Below are 18,518 nucleotides of genomic sequence, written 5' to 3' on the forward strand. Positions count from 1 at the left end.
GGAGGTCCATTCATGCCGATGGAATGGACGAAGGAAATGCAGCAGCTGGTCGGAGAGGAACGGCTGCTGCTTGAGAATGAACAGGTCGAAAAGCTGTCCAAGGATTACTACTGGTATTCGCCCGTGCTGGAACCGCTGCTTCGCGACAAGCGCGCCGACGGCGTCGTCGTGCCGGAAACGGAGGAGCAGGCGGCGCGGGCGCTTGCCCTGGCGTACCGCTCCGGCATTCCGGTGACGACCCGGGGGGCCGGCACCGGCAATTACGGGCAGGCGGTTCCGCTCGAAGGCGGCATCGTGCTCGATTTGAGCAAGCTGGACCGGGTGATCGAAATCGGCGGGGACTATGCCCGCGTTCAGGCCGGCGTCCGGCTGGGCGCGCTGGAAAAACGGCTTCGGGAGCAGGGGAAGGAGCTGCGGATTTATCCGAGCACGTTCATGAAGGCGACCGTGGGCGGATTTGTCTGCGGCGGCTCGGGCGGCATCGGCTCCATCACCTGGGGCAACCTGTGGGACGGCAACGTGCTGGAGGCGGTCGTGCTGACGATGGAGGAAGTCCCCCGCAGGCTTGCGGTCAAGGGAGAGGAGCTTGCGGCCTACATCCACAATTACGGCACGACCGGCGTGCTGACCGAGCTGGTCATTCCGATTTCCGAAAAAACGGAATGGACGCAAACGGTCGCGCAGTTCGACGACTTTGCGTCGGCCAGCCGGTTCTCCCATGCGGTCGCCGTCGACGATTCGATTCGCAAGCGCCTGGTCGCTCCCGTCGAATGGCCGATTCCCTCCTTTTTCAAACCGATCGCGAAGCGGCTCGAATCCGGCTCCAGCGCCTGTCTGCTCGAGACCGCGGAGGGTACCGAAAGCGCTCTGGCGGCTCATGCCGCCGCGGCCGGGGGGCGTGTCGGCTATACCATTCCTTCCGATCAATACCGCAAAATCATCGGCTTGTCCGACTTCACCTGGAATCACACGACGTTATGGGCGCTCAAGGCCGATCCTTCGCTGACGTATTTGCAGGCCGGGTTTCATCCGACCGATTTTCCGGAACAAATCGCGAGGATTAAAGCCGAATTCGGCGACGAAGTGCTCATGCACCTGGAATTTATGCGCTCGGGCGGCGTCGTCGTCCCGGCGGCGCTGCCGATCGTCCGCTTCACGACGCAAGAGCGGTTGTACGAGATCGTCGCTTTTTTCCGTGCGAACGGCGTGAGCATTAACGACCCCCATACGTGGATGCTGGAGGCGGGAGGACGCGGCGAACTGGACGCGATGCTTCGGGCCAAGCGCGCCAACGATCCGAAAGGGCTGCTCAATCCCGGCAAGCTGCAAGTTCCGGTCCAAAGCACAGTAGAGGAGCGATGAACGATGAGCGAGGAACTGCTGACCGATTCGAGTCTTGCGTCCCTGTCCCATTCGTCCCGGGATAAGGCTTGGAGAATGAAACCGCTGCTGCGGAAGCTGTGGAAGCGGACGGCGCCCCCCGTCGCCGCCTTCGTCATCTTCATCGGCGGCTGGGAGCTGTTTTGCCGGCTGGCGGGCATGAAGCCGTATTTGCTGCCGAAGCCTTCCGACATCGTCCGCGCCGCTTCGGAGAACGCGTCCAACCTGTGGGTCTCCGTCTACACGACGATCACCGAGGCGGTCATCGGCTTTTTGCTCAGCATCGTGCTCGGCGTGGGGTTTGCGATTCTGCTCGCGAGTTCAAAGCTGATCGAGCGGAGCGTGTACCCGTACGCGATCATCATGCAGACGATTCCGATCGTCGCCGTCGCGCCGATCATCGTCATCTGGTTCGGCGCCGGCATGAACGCCATCGTCATTATCGCCTTCCTGATCGGCTTTTTCCCGATGCTGTCCAATACGCTGATCGGCCTCAACTCCACCGACCACAACATGAAAAATCTGTTCTACCTCTACAACGCGTCGCCGATGCAGACGATGTTCCGCCTGCGGATCCCGGCCGCGCTCCCGTACATCGTCGCCGGCCTGAAAATTTCGTGCACGCTGGCGGTCATCGGGGCGATCGTCGGCGAGTATATCGCCGGCATCGGGGGCGGCAAGGGCGGCCTCGGCTATGCGATTACGGTGTCCGCCTCCCGCCTGCAAACTTCTTACCTGTTCGCGTGCGGGCTGGCCGCTTCCCTGCTCGGCATCGTGTTTTATCTGCTCGTCAACGCGTTTTCGAAATGGATGCTCAGCTCCTGGCACGAATCCGAAATGAAGTCTTCCGAAGGATAAGGGAAAAAGGATAAGCGATTATCGCGAATACCGCGAAAAAGGGAGGCGAGGCCGGTGCACGGTCAAAACGCGGATTTGGAAGCGGTCAACGTCCGTTTGCCGCTCGAGGGAGAAGGCGGCCTGTTCCGGGTAAGCGTTCGGGACGGCAAATGGACGGCGATCGAGCGGCAGGAAAATGCCGTATCCGAGGACGGGTACGTTCCGATCGCCGCTCTCGGGCTGGACGAATTGCGGGCGGCCGGGCGGCTCGATCTGGAAGGGCGGGTGCTGCTGCCGGGGTTCGTCGACGTCCATATGCATCTGGACAAGGCGTATTCGCTCCCGCGCGTGCGCAATCGTTCGGGCACGCTGCTGGAAGCGATCGAGAACTACCGGGCGGTCGCCCCGACGTTCGCGAAGGAGACGATTCGGGACCGGATCGTGAAGGCGGCGCTGAACGCGGCGTCCTACGGCTCGGCGACGCTGCGCAGCCATTTGGACGTTCCCGTCCACCTCGGGCGCGACCTCGCGATGCGCACGATCGAGGCGGCGCTGGAGGCGAGGGAAAGGGTGAGCGGGGCGGTCGACATTCAATATTTTCCGATGTTTTTCTACGATCCGAGCGCCGAGCGCGAGTTGACCGAATTTGCGGCCGAAGCGCTCCGGATGGGCGTCGACGGCGTGGGCGGCGCCCCGCATCTATGCCCGGAAGCCGACGCGGGCATCGCGTGGGCGTTCCGGCTCGCGACGAAATTCGCCCGGCCGATCGATCTGCATGCCGACGAATCGGACGATCCGGCCGTGAAGACGATCGACGTTTACTGCGATCAGATCATGCGCAACGGCTATGCCGGCCGGGCGACGGCAGGCCATTTGTGCTCGCTGTCGGCCATGGCCCAGGACGAGGCGGATCGGCTGATCGCCAAAATGGCGATATGCGGCGTCGGGGCCGTCACGCTCCCCGCCGTCAATCTGTACCTGCAAGGGCGCTCGGACCGGGGCAACGTCCGGCGCGGCGTCACCCGGGTCCGGGAGCTCGCGGAAGCGGGGGTGCCGGTGGCCGCCGCGTCGGACAACATTCAGGACCCGTTCCATCCGTTCGGCCGCGGGGATATGCTGCAAGTCGGGCTGATGACCGCCTATGCGGCGCACTTGGCCAGGGAAGAGGACATCGTCGCGGTGCTGCGCATGCTGACGCATCTTCCCGCCCGAATCGCGGGCTTGCGGGACTACGGCGTCGCTCCGGGCAACCCGGCGGGGTTTGTCGTCCTGGACGCGGTATCCGCGGAGGAGTTGTTCCAGGAGCTGCCGGCGACGCGTTGGGTATACAACAAGTCGCGCTGGACGTTCGCGTCCAGGCTGAGCCGTCAGGGGACGGAGCCCGACGCCGGCGTCGAGGCGGCCGTTCGCTGCGCGAATGCGGATTCGGCGGTCTGATCTTCGCCGCGTTCCGCTGCCCGCTGTCCGACGCACGGTGCCGATCCGCTTTCGGCGGATGCACATACAGATTTTCAAAGGATAAGGGAGGAAGAGAAACGATGCTTAAAAAAAGATGGGCAGGCAAAAAAGCGAGATTAGGCGTTATGGCGGCGGCGATGGCGGTTGTCCTGAGTCTATCCGCGTGCGGTTCCGGCAATAACGGGGCTTCGCCGTCTCCGGGCGAATCCGCGTCTTCGGCTCCGCCGGAATCGGCGGCCGCGACGGCGTCGGCCGGTCCGCCCGCGTCGGCATCGGCGCCGGCCGAGCTGACCAAGGTCACCCAGGTGACGAACTGGTTCGCGGAACCGGAGCACGGCGGACAGTATGCGGCTCTCGCGAAAGGGTTCTATGAAGAGGCGGGGCTCGACATGACGATCCAGGCCGGCGGACCGGGCATTTCCTCGACGCAAATCGTCGCCGGCGGCAATGCCGAGTTCGGCATGGGACAGGCGGACGAAATTCTTTTGGCTCGGGAAAACGGCATACCGCTCGTCGCGATCGCGGCGACGTTCCAGAAAAATCCCCAGGGCATCATGTTCCACAAAGGCAAGTTCAAAGACCTGTCCGAGCTGAACGGACATAAAATTTACGTCGGCAGCGGCGTGACCTATTGGGAGTATTTGAAAAGGGCGTACGAGCTCGACGACGTGACGGAACTGAAGTACACGGGCTCTCTCGCGAATTTCGTCGCCGATCCGGATTCCGCGACCCAGATTTACATTACCTCCGAGCCGTTCACGATGCAGCAGGAGGGGGTGGAGGTCGACTATTTCCTGAACTACGACTTGGGCTACAAGCAATACGGCAACGTGCTTTATACGACCGAGGAATATATCGAAAAGCATCCCGAAATCGTCAAAGCCTATGTCGAAGCTTCCATTAAAGGATGGGACTACTACAAAGACAACGTCGAGGAAATCAACAAGGTGATGCAGGAGAAAAACCCCGACCTGAAGCTGGAAGCGATGGCCTACGGCGCGCAGGCGCAGGAGCCGCTCGTTTACGGCGGCGACGCGGAAACGTACGGGGTCGGCTATATGAACGAGGAAATATGGAAGGGGCTGCAGCAGCAGCTGATCGAGATCGGTTTGCTCAAGGAGGCAGAGCCGCTCGAGAACGTGTTTACGAACGAGTTCCTTCCGGGCAAGTAGTCTTTTCGGGCTTTGGAACGGGGCCGCGGTTTTTTTTGCCGCGGTTCCGGGTTGTCCGGATTTGCCGGGGCTCGTTCGAGAAGGGAAGAAACCTTGGCCCGTGCTGGAAGGGGAGGTGCGAATGGCAAATCTGTTGGTCGTTTATTTCAGCGCGTACGGACATATTCATCGCATGGCGGAAGCGGCCGCGAAAGGGGCCGAAGACGACGGCCATCAAACGCGGCTCGCGCGAATTCCGGAATTCCGGTCACCGGACAATGTGACGGCGCTGCTCGACCGCCCGGACCGGAGGAGCGGGCGGGAAGAACATGAGCTGTCCGGCAAATTCCGCGTCGGGGCTCGCTTTGAAAAATACTTGGCGGCCCTGGAAGCGCAGAAGGATGTGCCGGAAGCGACGGCGGACGACCTCCGATGGGCGGACGGCATCGTGTGGGGCTTTCCGACCTATTACGGCTCGATGCCCGCGCAGGTGAAGTCTTTTCTCGACATGTCGGGAAGCCTGTGCGCGAGCGGCGAGCTGGAAGGCAAGCCGACGGGCGTCATGACAAGCGCCGGGTCGATTCATACCGGCCATGAAGCGACGATTTTGACTTCGATCGTGCCATTGCTGCACTTCGGGCTGATCTATGTCGGCCTTCCGTATTCGCAAAATCCGGAATATTTGACGGCGGACGCGATCGGGGGCTCGCCTTACGGACCTTCGACGCTGGCCGGGCCGGACAGCTCGAAGACGCCGGACGAGCGCGAGCTGAGGATGGCCGGCAGGCTTGGCGCCCGAGTGGCGAGATTCGCGGAAGCGACCAAAGGCATCCGATGAATGGCGGGGATAAAATGACGCAAACTTACGATCTGATCGTCCGCAATGCCCGATTGGCCGGCAGCGGGGCGAAAACGGATTTGGGGATAAGCGGCGGAACGATCGCCGCCTGCGGGAATTTGGCGGACGCCGTCTCCGCGGAAACGTTCGATGCGGGAGGGAGATTGCTGCTTCCGCCGTTCGCGGAGCCGCACGTCCATCTGGATACGGCGCTGACGGCGGGCGATCCCGTCTGGAACGAAAGCGGGACGCTGGCGGAAGGAATTGCCATCTGGTCCTCCCGCAAGCAAAACCTGGACCCGGAGGATGTGACGGACCGGGCCGAGCGGACGATTCGCCTTTATTTGGGCTACGGCGTTCTCCATTTGCGCGCGATGGTCGATATCGGCGATCCGGGGCTGACGGCGCTGCGGGCGATTCTCGAGCTGAAGCAACGCTATCGCGAGCTTGCGGACATTCAGGTGATCGCGTTTCCCCAGGACGGCATCGTATCCTGCCCGGAGAACGAGGAACGAATGGCGGAAGCGCTGCGGCTGGGCGCGGACGGGGTGTCTGCGGTTCCGCATTTGGAACGGACGCGCGAAGAAGGCGTGCTGTCCTTGCGCAAGGCGTTCGGTCTGGCGGAGCGGACGGGGGCGTTCGTTCACGTGTTTTGCGACGAAACGGACGACGAGGCTTCGCGGTTTCTCGAGGTTTGCGCCTCGCTAGCAATCTCGACCGGACTCAAATCGCGCGTCGCGGCGGCTCATGCCAATGCGGCCGCCTACTACAACGAGCCCTATTTTCAGAAAATCCTCGGGCTGGTCAAACAATCGGAGCTTTCGATCGTCGCATGCCCGCTCATAAACAGCGTCATGCAAGGCCGTTACGACGCTTACCCCAAGGGGAGGGGGATTACGCGCATTAAAGAATTCCGGCAGGCGGGCGTGAACGTCGCGCTGGCCCACGACGATATCCGGACGCCGTTTTATCCGCTCGGGACGGGCAATCCGCTGGACGCCGCGCACATGGCGGCCCATCTCGCCCATATGTGCGGCCGCGCCGAGCTGTCGGACTTAATCGGCATGATTACGGAAGGCGGAGCGGCGGCGATGAAGCTGGGAGAAGCGTACGGCTACGGCCAGGGGACGTTTCGGGCGGGAGCTCCCGCTTCGTTTCTGCTGTTCGACGCTCCGGATGCGGGCGAATTGATTCGCGCGCGCCCGGCTCCCCGTTACGTTTTCCGCTGCGGGCGCTTGATTTCGGAAACGCGCCCCGCCGTTACGAGGTGGCATGGAGCGCCCGCCAGGGAGCTGGGCGTTCGCGTTCCGTGACGAGACAACTTGGTTGGCGGCCGCGAGTTTGGCGATATGCACGCGTCGTCGGCCGCGAATCGGGCGGTTAATGTACGGCAGCGAGCTTATCAAAAAAGCCGGCTTTGATTGGGCAAAATCCAACGAAGCCGGCTGAGCGCATTTTTGGCGTTGGCGTGAAACTTCTCCCGGCTCCCATGCGTCAATTAGGCAAAAGAAACAAGAGGAGGAGGGCATGATCCGATGAACCGGATACCCGCTCCGAAAAGCGGCGGATGGTGGAAGCTTGCCGCCGCCGCCGCCATTTTTTATTCCGTTGCGCTATGGATCGTTCGCTTTGCCGTTCTGGGCCAGGAGCCAACCTTTGTCCACGCGGTTCGCTTCCTGCTGCTCGGCTCGGGTCTCGCTGCCTTGTTCAGCCTGGGCGGCTGGCTCGGAGCGCGCAAGCTGTGGGCCTGCGCTTCGCTTGGAACGATCGCGGGACTCGTCCTGATGGCGACGGCTTCCCGAAACGCGATCGGCTGGGAGGATCTGGCCGGCCTGCTGCTGTTTATGGAGGCGGTCTCCGCCGGCATCGTCGTCGGTGCGGTCTTGGATTTGGCGGCGATCCTGCCGCGATTGCGGAAAAGAAAATAGCCGCGCTTTTGAGCGATTATGGAGCAAGCTTCCCTTACGGCAATCTGAATCCCCGGCTTTACTGATTGCGATTTCGGTCTTCCGTTTTTCTCGGACCGCCGTTCATCGATAGGATGGATGGCGGTGTTCGACTGTTTTTCGCGCAATCCCCAATGCTGCCTTTCGTTCATATTTTTCTCCCGTTGTCTTTAGAGATCAGGAGAGCCGGGGGAAAGAGCGAACGGCAGAGAATTCCCTTTTTAACGGCGGTGAGACCAGCTTCACCCGCGGACGCACGCGACGCGCTCAGTTTAGTAAAAATTACCCATCTTGACCGGCCATGCGCCTTGAGCCGAGCGCAGTTGAGTAGAAAATACCCATCTCGACCGCCAAGCGCCTTGAGCTGCGCTCAGTTGAGTAGAAAATACCCATCTTGACCGGCCAAGCGCCTTGAGCTGCGCTCAGTTGAGTAAAAATTACCCATCTTGACCAGCCAAGCGCCTTGAGCTGCGCTCAGTTGAGTAATCTCGACCGGCCATGCGCCTTGAGCCGAGCGCAGTTGAGTAGAAAATACCCATCTCGACCGCCAAGCGCCTTGAGCTGCGCTCAGTTGAGTAAAAATTACCCATCTTGACCAGCCATGCGCCTTGAGCCAAGCTCAGTTGAGTAAAAATTACCCATCTCGACCGGACATGCGCCTTGAGCCGCGCTCAGTTGAGTAGAAAATACCCATCTCGACCGGACAAGCGCCCGAAGCCGCGTTCTTGAGTGCCGCCAAGATTCATAATCCGGAATTTTGCCATTCAATAGACGAGGAATCGGAGATCTCAAGCCGGCGCCGGCGGCCCCATGAAAGGGTAGGGGATTCGCGCAAATACGCAACTTTGGGAATTGGATCCGCGTCTAACCCTTCAGATTGGAAAAAAAGGAGTGGACTCCCATGAGCGTATCCGAATTGGTCTGGTTTTCGCCGCTTCAGCCTCCTTTTGCGATCGCGGGTTTTGCGTGGCTTCGGACGGAGGGCAAGTACCGCAGACTGCCGACGAATCCCCCTTACGAGATTCCGGCGGCCGTAGACAACCTCGCCAATCATACGGCAGGAGGCCAAATCCGTTTCGTTACCGATTCGCCCAGGCTGTCGATCCGGGTCAAGCTCTCCGGTCCGGCCAATATGTATCACATGCCGGCTACCGGCCAAAACGGGTTCGACTGTTACGAAGAGCTGGAAGGCAACCTGCGCTACCGGGCTACGGCGACTTTTTCGGCGGCGGCAACCGAATATGAGGCGCTGCTGTTCGAGAACGGAGCGACCGAGCCGCGGCAAATCGCGCTTCATTTTCCTCTGTATCAGGGAGTCGTCGAAGTGTCGGTCGGTCTGGAGGCGGGCGCCGTTGTCGAAGCTCCTCCCGCGTATGCGGATTCGGGGCGCGTCGTCGTGTACGGCACCTCCATTACCCAGGGCGCTTGCGCCTCTCGTCCGGGCATGTGCTATACGAATCTTTTAAGCCGCAGATTTAACATCGTATTATGCGAGCCATTTTTTGACCTCTCAAAAACAACCTAAACCCTTCTCCCATAAGGCTTTTGGCGGATTCCCCACTTCGCTTTTGTCGCTTTGTCCTCGCATAACTTTGATTTTTTCAGCCAAGATATACGAACCAGGCGCTTAAAGGTTATGCGCGGAAAAAGATATACGCACCTGATTTTTACGAGATATACGAGGCTGATGGTTTGATCATAAATCGCGTTAAAGTAACAGTCAAGTTGAAGCCTTGGTCCCCAAGGTAATGAGTGGATGTCCAATATGAGTAATTTTTATTCTGGCCGTAGATCGTTTGAAACTTAATGTAAAGGTGGTTCGAGAGGGAGTGGAGATAAGTTGTGGAAGGTTTCAGCGAGAGGAAACTGTTTGGTAAGTTCCTGAAAAGCGAAGCTGTCCAATCCTTATTTTTCTCGCAAAAATGTTAGGTCAATAATTGACTTGCAATCATGTGCTGAATTGGCAGACGCGCAGGATTCAGGTTCCTGTGGTAGCAATACCGTGGAGGTTCGAGTCCTCTCAACCGCACCATACATAAAACTATGCCCTCCAGAAAAGTCTGGAGGGTCTTATTGTATACGAAAACCCCCAGTTCGACTGGGGGTTCAGGAAAGCTTATAGCTATGAGTAGTCATCCCTTGAACTCAATGATAAGATGGGAGCCGGTCTGCCAACCGCTACCATTAATCAAGGAGGACAAGGGATGGATAAGAGCAGTCTAGCACACACCAAATGGAACTGCAAATACCATATTGTATTTGCACCCAAGTACCGCAGACAAGTTATATACGGGAAGTTAAAAAGAGAGATCGGGAAGATTCTACGGGAGTTATGTGAACGAAAAGGTGTGGAGATCATCGAAGCAGAAGCCTGTCCGGATCATATTCACATGCTGGTGAGCATACCGCCCAAGCTAAGTGTGGCTGAATTTATGGGCTATTTGAAGGGGAAAAGCTCACTGATGATCTTCGATAAATTCGCAAACATGAAGTACCGGTATGGAAACCGTCAATTCTGGTGCAGAGGGTACTTTGTGGATACGGTGGGGCGAAATAAGAAAGTGATTGAAGAATACATCCGTAACCAGATAGTGGAGGACAAAAATTATGAACAACTCACGATGAAAGAACTGTTCGACCCGTTTACGGGTGAGTCGGTGAAAAAGGGCGGGTAAAGGGGCCCCTTTTCAGGGGCTCGCCCGAGGCAACACGCGGCTGGCAGACTTTCAGTGCGCCTTTGAGGCGCTTGCTTGCAACATGCCCTTATAGGGCTGATGGAAGCCACCGGCTAAGCCGGTGGTTATGACTTTTATATCTCTTGATATAACATAACACTGCGTATTATTGTTTGCACAAATTGGAATTTCGATAGGAGAGGGGAATGTGTCAAAACTGATTTCTCATTAACAACCTGTCATGATAGGGTTTATTGAATAATTTAAGGCAAATACTATAGGAAACAAATACTTCGAGAGCGGTGATACCAATGGATGATCACAAAGGCCATGCTCATCATTCCAACCATGCGGACCAGAACAAGGGCACCCATTCCATGAGCACCCATCAGCACCATCACCAGCATCATCACCACGATGATCCATCCGGACATCCGGACAGCTCTCACCGCATGGATAAGCATGTCGGCCATCACGTCGAGGATTTTAAAAAACGCTTCTATATTTGCCTTGCAGTCACGATTCCGATTCTCATCCTTTCTCCGATGATCCAAATGTTTCTCGGTGTGGATTGGCGGTTTCCTTATGATACGGTACTGCTGTTTCTTCTCTCATCCTTTGTGTTCTTCTATGGCGGTACGCCATTTTTGGTGGGCGCTTATCATGAACTGAAATATAAATCGCCCGGTATGATGACTTTAATCGCGCTTGCGATTGTCGTTGCTTACAGCTACAGCTCCTTAACCATGTTTGGCCTGACAGAGGTTGATTTTTTCTGGGAGCTGGCTACGTTGATCGACATTATGCTGCTCGGACACTGGCTGGAAATGAAATCAATTATGGGCGCATCTCATGCCTTGGAAGAACTGGTCCGGCTGATTCCATCGGAGGCGCACCTTGTCACCGAAAATGGGGAAACGAAGGACGTTTCCGTGACCGAGTTGAAACCCCAGCAAGTCATCTTGATTAAACCCGGTGAACGTGTTCCCGTTGACGGAGTGATCATGACGGGGCAATCCTCCATAGATGAGTCGATGCTCACAGGGGAATCCGTACCGGTCGTCAAGAAAACGGGAGACGCAGTCATCGGCGGAGCCATCAACGGGGAAGGCTCGCTGACCGTTACAGTACATAACGAAGGCGGAGCAGGATATTTATCCCAAGTCATCAAGCTGGTCCAGGAAGCGCAGGAATCCAAATCCAAGGCGCAGAACTTGTCGGACAAAGCGGCCAAAGGGCTGTTTTACATCGCATTGGCAGCCGGGTTGATCACCCTGATTGTCTGGTTAGCTATGGGTTCCAGCTTTGATTTCGCCTTGCAACGGATGGTTACCGTCATGATCATTGCATGTCCTCATGCGCTGGGTCTTGCCATCCCGCTGGTCATCTCGACTTCCACCTCATTGGCGGCCAAGAAGGGATTGTTGATCCGCAACCGTACCGCATTTGAGGATGCACGGAAGCTTAACGCCGTTGTTTTCGACAAGACCGGAACGTTGACCCAAGGCAAATTCGGCATCACCGACATTCTCCCGGCCGTGGGATATGAGGAAACGGAACTGTTGAAGATTGTCGGCGCACTGGAAGCGCAGTCCGAGCATCCCATCTCCAAAGGGGTCATGTCGGAAGTGAAAAATCGCAATATTTCCGTTTATCAGGCCGAGTCCGTCGAGAATTTGACCGGCAAAGGTCTGCAAGGGTTGGTAAACGGTCAAGACGTCAAAGTGGTAAGTCCCGGTTACATGGAAGAGCAGCAAATTTCCTATCCATCCGATGATTACGAGCGACTTTCCTCCCAAGGGAATACCGTTGTTTTCGCGGTGATCGACGGGAAATATTCCGGCTTGATTGCTTTGGCGGATCAAATAAGGGAAACAGCCCGCAGCGCCATCGAAAAACTGAAAGGGCTCGGGATCAAATCCATGATGTTGACAGGCGACAACAAGCAAGCAGCGGACCGGGTGGGGAGACAACTTGATTTGGATGAAGTTTATGCGGAAGTTCTTCCGCATCAGAAGGCGGACAAAATCAAAGAGATCCAGAAGGAGGGGTATCTTGTCGCGATGACGGGGGACGGGGTGAATGATGCCCCGGCATTGGCGCAAGCCGACTTGGGAATTGCAGTCGGAGCGGGGACTGACGTCGCGATCGAAACGGCGGATGTCGTTCTGGTACGCAGCGACCCGGAAGATGTCGTTTCCATCCTGCATTTGTCCAGAAGGACCTATGCGAAGATGGTCCAAAATTTATGGTGGGCGGCAGGCTACAACATTGCGGCCATTCCACTCGCCGCCGGCGTGCTGTACGGACCCGGCATTCTGCTCGACCCTGCATTAGGAGCTGTTTTGATGTCACTCAGCACCATTGTCGTCGCCATTAATGCGAAGTTGTTGAAGGCCCAATGATTGTAGAAAATTGATGAATCAATATTGGTAGGAGCTATTCCTGTAACGAATTAATTTGCGGTTTGAAAAGAAAGAGCGCCTCCTGTATGCTGGGTCTCGAATGTTGCGCACATTCATTGCCCTAATAAGAGGAGGACGCTCTACATGAAGCATAACCAATCCAGCAGACAAAATCAACGAATTGAACGAATTGAATTGAACGAATTTCCGAAAAAACATTAGTGATCGGTACGGACATCGCGAAGACCAATCACGTGGCCCGTGCGTTTAACTACCGCGGGATCGAGCTTGGGAAGCGGTGCCTGTTTACCAACGACGAAATCGGCCTGTTGAACTTGCTGTCTTGGATGGAATCTTTGAAACAAGAACATCAAATGGACGACGTGATTCTTGGCGTCGAGCCGACCGGCCACTATTGGTTCCCGTTATTCCACTTCTTCAAGCAGCGTGGGATCCAGGTCGTTCAGGTAAATCCGCATCACGTGAAAAAGAGCAAGGAACTCGACGATAACTCACCGACCAAGAACGACATCAAGGATGCTAAAGTCGTCGCCAAACTGGTCATCGAGGGCCGGTACACAGAGCCACAACTGCCTGAAGGCATTTATGCCGACCTGCGGGTGCTCATGAATCAGCGGGATCGGCTGAACAAGGACTTGAATCGGGTCAAGGGCCGGATTCACAACTGGCTGGATCGCTTCTTCCCGGAGTACATCCAGGTGTTTAAGGACTGGGAAGGCAAGGCTTCGCTCATCACGTTGGAGCACTTTCCGCTCCCTCAGGACGTTGTAAGCGCCGGCGAGACATCTGTCGTAGCGATGTGGAAGAAACACGGTGTCAAACGAGCTGTAGGCCCCAAGAGAGCGTCGCTGTTGTATCGCAAAGCCAGCAAGTCCATCGGCCTCACGGAAGGCGCTACAGCGGCCAAGCATGAGCTAGCCATGTACTTGGAACAGTACGCCATGCTGTGCAGGCAGATCGACCAACTGATGGAACTGGTTGAGCAATTGGTGAAGGAAGTTCCCGGAGCAGCCGAAATGATGACCATCCCTTGCATCGGCCTGGTCACCGTCGCCGGGTTTCTAGCGGAGGTGGGCGATTTATCCGGCTATAATCATAGCCAGCAGATCGTACGCCACGCCGGTCTGAGCCTTAGGGAAGACAGCTCCGGCAAGCGCAAGGGTGAAACGACGATCAGTAAACGGGGTCGCTGTCGGCTGCGGGCGCTGCTTTACCGCGCGGCGCTGGTGCTAGTCGGCAAGAATGCAGAATTCCGCGCGCTGCATATGTACTTCACGACGCGCCGGGACAATCCGCTGAAGAAGAAGCAGTCGATGATTGCCATCTGTAACAAATTGATTCGAGTCCTGTTTGAGCTTGGCCGCAAGAAAAAGGCTTATGATGCCGGCAAGGTACTTGGCCCCCATCGGGAGGCCCAGCTTCTTCAAGCGGCGGCTTAATTCATCGACAGGTTAGCAACTCAACACGTTTTTGGCGCTTTATCCACAGGTTGCTCTTTGACAAACGAAGCATGGATAGGCCGGGAGAAATCATCACCATTAGGGCATTGACCCCGCTTAGGAGCTTGCCTGGCCTCCACCCCTTGAGAGGCAGAACGAAGGAATGTAAGGGCCATGACCCCGGGAGACATGGGAGGGTAAACCGCAAGGGTTGAATGTGGAGCCATATGCGACCATACGGCTTTTTCAAATCGGGGTGATCCCCACCTCTGTTCCCGCCAACAGGTCGATCCCAAATATTTTCTTCTCATCAAATCCTATCCAAGGGGGCTTTGGATGTCAAAGATGAAATCATACGAAAAAACGAGAAAAACGGAGAAAACATTAATTTATTGAGGGAGGAGATTGGGTGGAGGAGGGTTGGGACTGGCCATCGCCAAATCCATCGCCGAAGCGCATGGGGGGTCAAATTTGGGCAGACGATCCCACAATAATACCGGATGTACATAAAAAGACCACAGCTATCATGGACTGTGGTCTCGTTTATTCCGGTGTGTTTATTCAGGTTTGTTGCCTGCGTTCGGATCGACCGTGAAATCAGGCGTGAAACCTTCGTAGTTTACCTGTGTCACCATGCCCTTGGAAGCGTGGCCTAAGTCATGGCAATGGAACATCCAGTTGCCGGAATTGTCTGCTTTAAAGGCAATTTCATATTCCTCGCCAGGCAGTACATTCAGGGTATCTTTCATAAGCGGTGAACCGGCAACCGGTTGGCCGTTCTTGCTCAATACCTGGAAGAAATGTCCGTGCAAATGCATCGGATGAACGTCTTTAGGAGAATTGTTGATAAGTTTAACCTTAACCAGATCTCCCTCTTGCACCATCATTGGCTCCGTTTCAGGGAACGATTTGCCGTTAATGGTATACGTGATGTTCCCGCCAGCATTGACTGTATTCAAATCCATGGTGTATTCCAGATCGAACTTATCGTTTAAGGAAAACTCAGATTGGGCTGCTTCGCCATATTGGGTCATATCGATTATGGTGCGCTGTTCGTTGTCCCGTTTCGCATCGCCTTCCACGCCTTCATAAACAATCGGTATGGCCAATGTCGGCGCTCCCGGATTTGGGCTTTGCTCCGCCAACATCCAGGCACCGGGATTATTCGCGACAAATTCGATGTCGTAACGTTCACCCGGAGCGACATTCAACAATTGACCGTTCACCAAAGGCGGGTTGTTAATGGGTTGCCCGTCTGTGGAAACGATTTTGAATTCATGACCCTGCAGATAAAGCGGGTGGGACAAGAACCCGGCGTTGATCAGCCGGATGCGCACCGTTTCGCCTTCCTTAACAGTCAATGGCGCGATGGATGAACCCGATTTACCGTTAGCGGTAAAGATGGTGTACATCATCGGCATCATTTCCGCATCGCTCATCCCGGCCATGCCATTGTCCGAAGAGTCCATATCCATATTGCCGTGATCCATGCCGCTCATATCCATGGAACCATGATCCATCTCGCCGTCTTCCATCCAATCGTCCAACACAAGCGTGTAATCACGGTCCGGCTTCTGTTCATCCGGATCCTCCACAATAAAGGAACCGTAGAGTCCTTTATCCAATTGTACAACGCCATCTTGGTGGGAATGATACCAGTAGGTGCCGGGGACGTTCGCGTTAAATTTATACGTAAAACTTTCGCCGGGTTGAACGGCGTTCATCGTAACGCCTGGAATCCCGTCCATATTGTTCGGGACCGGCAATCCGTGCCAGTGAATCGTCGTCGGTACATCCAATTCATTTTTCAGGGTGATTTCCACGTCGTCTCCGAGTTTCACCCGAATTTGGGGACCGGGAACCGTGCCGTTGAATGTCATCGCAGTCCGCATGTTGGTTTCATTGACCATCAGATGATTTTCTTGCGCGGTTAAGGTGAACTTGGTGCCGGTGAGCACTTCGGGAGCGCCGCCGGACTCCATATTCGCCATGTCCCCGGACGCGCTTGGACTTGCGCCGCTTTGGCCCATATCCATATTGCTGTGATCCATGCCGCTTATACCGCCGGAACCGTTCGTGCAGCCGGCCAAGATCAAGATCAACGAAATCGCTATTGCTGCTACCACGAATATTTTTCGATTCTTACGTATCATTGTTTGCAATCCCCTCTTTATCATTTGTTTATTTACTTCCACGTTTGTATGATAAAAAAGAAGTGTGCAGAAAGTATGCAGAACTCTTGAACAAAATCACAAAAGTCTATCCATAGGGTGGGATTTATGCATACCATCTTGATTGCTGATGATGAAGAACCGATGCGCGAGCTGTTAAAGGTACATTTGATCGGCGCCGGATATCAAGTTGATGAGGCCAAAGACGGAATGGAAGCTTTGGAGAAATTGAGGAAAAACTCCCACTACAGCGCTCTGATTTTAGATTGGATGATGCCTTTTATGGATGGAATGGAGGTAATTAAAAGGGTTCGAGAATTCAGCTCCATTCCGATTCTTATGCTGACTGCCCGTAATGAAACGGAAGAAAAAGTGAAAGGGTTTTTGAATGGCGCTGACGACTATGTGACAAAGCCTTTTGAAAGTGCCGAACTCCTAGCGCGTATTCAAGCATTGCTTAGACGGGGGACAAGCCCTTATCAAGAAACCGACAACCGTTTGATGTACAATGGATTGGCCATAGACCAAGGAAGCCGCACAGCCAGGTTTCAGGGCAACGCTGTCTCCCTGACGCAATCGGAATTTGATTTGTTAGTCCTTTTTGTAAAGCATCCGAAACAAATATTTAGCCGAACGCAATTGATTGATCAAGTGTGGGGCGCCGATTTTGAGGGAGACGAGCGTACCGTTGACTCGCATATCCGCAATTTGCGCGGCAAGCTGAAGAGTATCGGAGCGAAGGATTTTATCAAAACCGTTTGGGGAATGGGGTACCAATTCGTATGAGGATATGGTCCAAACTCCGAAAGCCGCGGCTCCGTGTCCATCATAAACTGGGATTCACTATGTTTATAACCATCGTCTTATTATTGCTTGTTTTGGAGTTCGTATTTTATGCGATGTTTACCCGATTTTACGTTCAGCAGATCGCTGATGATATGATTCACCGCGGACATAGTCACGCCAATGCTCTTCAAGCCGATTGGTCGGAGAATATGCTTCGGCATGTGGCGGAAATGGAATCGTATTCCCGTTATACGGTTGCGGTTATAGACGTTCGTGGAGAGGTGCTGGTATCTTCTGCGCAGCTGGACATGGTGCAAACCCAATTTTTAAACGGTTATGAATCACAGTTGGAGTACGAGTGGGTTCAAAGGGATTGGCGACGTCAGCCATATTTGATTTCCCAGTCACCCATTATCCTTGCAGACGGGGAAACGGCCGGCCATGTGATGATGTTCACCTCAACGGCGCCTATACGTGATGCTCTGCAGTCCTTTCAAGCATTGCTTCTGCTCTTTACGTTAATCTCGATCCTTTCCGTTTTTTTCTTCATCTTTTTGTTTTCAAATTGGATTTCCAAGCCGTTGGTTGCCATGAAAGATGCCATTTATCAGTTAACCCGGAACGATTATCGTTTTGATCTCCCTGTGAAAAGCGATGACGAAATCGGGGAATTGAACCGCTCCATCATGGATCTTTCGGCTGAATTAAAGCATTACCGTACAGAAAGACAGGAATTCCTGGCGGAAATCTCCCACGAACTTCGCACCCCCATTACGTTCATTCGCGGTTATTCCGAAGTCCTTCAAAACCCGCAGCTGAAAGACGAAGATAAGCAAAAGTATTTGAGATTCATCCATGATGCGGCCGGCCGTCTCCATCGATTGATTGACGACTTGTACGAATTGATGAAATTGGATCAGGTGCAAGTGCAAATTAAAAAAATGGACGTAGATCTTACCCAGTTGTTAAGCCAAATTGCAGAAGAGAATGAAGATCGATTCCAAGTATCGGAAATTTCTTTCCACGTAGAGCTTCCTTCAGTTCCTTTATGGATTGTCGCCGACCCCAGCCGAATGGTGCAAGTGATCGTAAACATGCTGGAAAATTCGCGAAAATATACGCCACGCGGCGGGAGCGTAACGCTTACGTTAACCTCCAAGAAAAGCCAGGCGATTATCGAAATCCGCGATACCGGAATCGGGATTCCGAAGGATCAGCTTGCACTCATTTGGCGGCGGTTTTACAGAGTGGAAAAATCGCGGTCAAGGGACCACGGCGGCGCCGGACTCGGGTTGTCGATTGCCAGAAGGATTGTCGAATTGCATCAAGGAACTATAGAAGTGATCAGTGAAGAAGGAAAAGGAACGACTTTTACCATTCGAATACCTTTGCGAGAACCTCTCAATTGAAC

General features: G+C 55.0%; 14 protein-coding genes. 13 read left to right on the forward strand and 1 reads right to left on the reverse strand.

The genetic code is table 11. The annotated features are described in order from the left end of the window. Positions 1-12: 12 nt before the first annotated feature. The 11 genes from JW799_RS10800 (at position 13) to JW799_RS10850 (ending at position 14,150) form a co-directional block, all read left to right on the forward strand. Complete coding sequence (locus JW799_RS10800) at positions 13-1,362, forward strand: FAD-binding oxidoreductase (protein WP_205429743.1); 1,350 nt, start codon at positions 13-15, stop codon at positions 1,360-1,362. 75 nt (positions 1,363-1,437) lie between these two features. Next, positions 1,438-2,238, forward strand: coding sequence for an ABC transporter permease (locus tag JW799_RS10805; protein WP_240353615.1), 801 nt, complete (start codon positions 1,438-1,440; stop codon positions 2,236-2,238). 54 nt (positions 2,239-2,292) lie between these two features. Beyond that, positions 2,293-3,654 (forward strand): amidohydrolase family protein, encoded by a 1,362-nt coding sequence (locus JW799_RS10810; RefSeq protein ID WP_338026254.1) that lies wholly within the window; start codon positions 2,293-2,295, stop codon positions 3,652-3,654. Positions 3,655-3,755: 101 nt separating this feature from the next. Next, complete coding sequence (locus JW799_RS10815; RefSeq protein WP_240353227.1) at positions 3,756-4,847, forward strand: ABC transporter substrate-binding protein; 1,092 nt, start codon at positions 3,756-3,758, stop codon at positions 4,845-4,847. Positions 4,848-4,968: 121 nt separating this feature from the next. Next, positions 4,969-5,664, forward strand: a complete 696-nt coding sequence (locus JW799_RS10820; RefSeq protein WP_205429744.1) for an NAD(P)H-dependent oxidoreductase — start codon at positions 4,969-4,971, stop codon at positions 5,662-5,664. Between the two features lie 14 nt (positions 5,665-5,678). After that, positions 5,679-6,977, forward strand: coding sequence for an amidohydrolase family protein (locus tag JW799_RS10825; protein WP_240353228.1), 1,299 nt, complete (start codon positions 5,679-5,681; stop codon positions 6,975-6,977). A 222-nt stretch (positions 6,978-7,199) separates the two neighbouring features. Continuing rightward, complete coding sequence (locus tag JW799_RS10830) at positions 7,200-7,592, forward strand: hypothetical protein (RefSeq protein WP_080833424.1); 393 nt, start codon at positions 7,200-7,202, stop codon at positions 7,590-7,592. Between the two features lie 919 nt (positions 7,593-8,511). Then, positions 8,512-9,135 carry an SGNH/GDSL hydrolase family protein gene (locus tag JW799_RS10835; protein ID WP_205429745.1) on the forward strand — a complete coding sequence of 208 codons (624 nt, stop codon included), beginning with the start codon at positions 8,512-8,514 and terminating at the stop codon, positions 9,133-9,135. 679 nt (positions 9,136-9,814) lie between these two features. Beyond that, the gene (gene tnpA, locus JW799_RS10840; protein WP_205429746.1) at positions 9,815-10,285 is read left to right on the forward strand and encodes an IS200/IS605 family transposase; all 471 of its coding nucleotides are present in this window, start codon (positions 9,815-9,817) and stop codon (positions 10,283-10,285) included. A gap of 311 nt (positions 10,286-10,596) precedes the next feature. After that, the gene (locus JW799_RS10845) at positions 10,597-12,690 is read left to right on the forward strand and encodes a copper-translocating P-type ATPase (RefSeq protein WP_240353229.1); all 2,094 of its coding nucleotides are present in this window, start codon (positions 10,597-10,599) and stop codon (positions 12,688-12,690) included. A 194-nt stretch (positions 12,691-12,884) separates the two neighbouring features. After that, positions 12,885-14,150, forward strand: coding sequence for an IS110 family RNA-guided transposase (locus tag JW799_RS10850; RefSeq protein WP_205432922.1), 1,266 nt, complete (start codon positions 12,885-12,887; stop codon positions 14,148-14,150). A gap of 557 nt (positions 14,151-14,707) precedes the next feature. Here the strand turns inward: JW799_RS10850 and JW799_RS10855 are convergent. Next, entirely contained in the window at positions 14,708-16,303 is a 1,596-nt protein-coding gene (locus tag JW799_RS10855; RefSeq protein WP_205429747.1) for a multicopper oxidase family protein, read from the reverse strand. Positions 16,304-16,429: 126 nt separating this feature from the next. Here JW799_RS10855 and JW799_RS10860 point away from each other — a divergent pair, with 126 nt between their 5' ends. Together JW799_RS10860 and JW799_RS10865 are read left to right on the forward strand one after the other, a co-directional pair. Continuing rightward, entirely contained in the window at positions 16,430-17,107 is a 678-nt protein-coding gene (locus tag JW799_RS10860) for a response regulator transcription factor (RefSeq protein ID WP_205429748.1), read from the forward strand. 59 nt (positions 17,108-17,166) lie between these two features. After that, positions 17,167-18,516 carry a sensor histidine kinase gene (locus tag JW799_RS10865; protein ID WP_205429749.1) on the forward strand — a complete coding sequence of 450 codons (1,350 nt, stop codon included), beginning with the start codon at positions 17,167-17,169 and terminating at the stop codon, positions 18,514-18,516. The last annotated feature ends 2 nt before the right edge of the window (positions 18,517-18,518 follow it).

Source organism: Cohnella algarum (assembly GCF_016937515.1).
GTDB classification, from domain to species: Bacteria; Bacillota; Bacilli; order Paenibacillales; family Paenibacillaceae; genus Cohnella; species Cohnella algarum.

Bases quoted from the DNA above. Each gene is read 5' to 3' on its own strand.
- JW799_RS10800 (WP_205429743.1), top strand. From the start codon at position 13: ATGCCGATGGAATGGACGAAGGAAATGCAGCAGCTGGTCGGAGAGGAA.
- JW799_RS10805 (WP_240353615.1), top strand. From the start codon at position 1,438: ATGAAACCGCTGCTGCGGAAGCTGTGGAAGCGGACGGCGCCCCCCGTC.
- JW799_RS10815 (WP_240353227.1), top strand. From the start codon at position 3,756: ATGCTTAAAAAAAGATGGGCAGGCAAAAAAGCGAGATTAGGCGTTATG.
- JW799_RS10820 (WP_205429744.1), top strand. From the start codon at position 4,969: ATGGCAAATCTGTTGGTCGTTTATTTCAGCGCGTACGGACATATTCAT.
- JW799_RS10825 (WP_240353228.1), top strand. From the start codon at position 5,679: ATGACGCAAACTTACGATCTGATCGTCCGCAATGCCCGATTGGCCGGC.
- JW799_RS10830 (WP_080833424.1), top strand. From the start codon at position 7,200: ATGAACCGGATACCCGCTCCGAAAAGCGGCGGATGGTGGAAGCTTGCC.
- JW799_RS10835 (WP_205429745.1), top strand. From the start codon at position 8,512: ATGAGCGTATCCGAATTGGTCTGGTTTTCGCCGCTTCAGCCTCCTTTT.
- tnpA (WP_205429746.1), top strand. From the start codon at position 9,815: ATGGATAAGAGCAGTCTAGCACACACCAAATGGAACTGCAAATACCAT.
- JW799_RS10845 (WP_240353229.1), top strand. From the start codon at position 10,597: ATGGATGATCACAAAGGCCATGCTCATCATTCCAACCATGCGGACCAG.
- JW799_RS10855 (WP_205429747.1), bottom strand. From the start codon at position 16,303: ATGATACGTAAGAATCGAAAAATATTCGTGGTAGCAGCAATAGCGATT.
- JW799_RS10860 (WP_205429748.1), top strand. From the start codon at position 16,430: ATGCATACCATCTTGATTGCTGATGATGAAGAACCGATGCGCGAGCTG.
- JW799_RS10865 (WP_205429749.1), top strand. From the start codon at position 17,167: ATGTTTATAACCATCGTCTTATTATTGCTTGTTTTGGAGTTCGTATTT.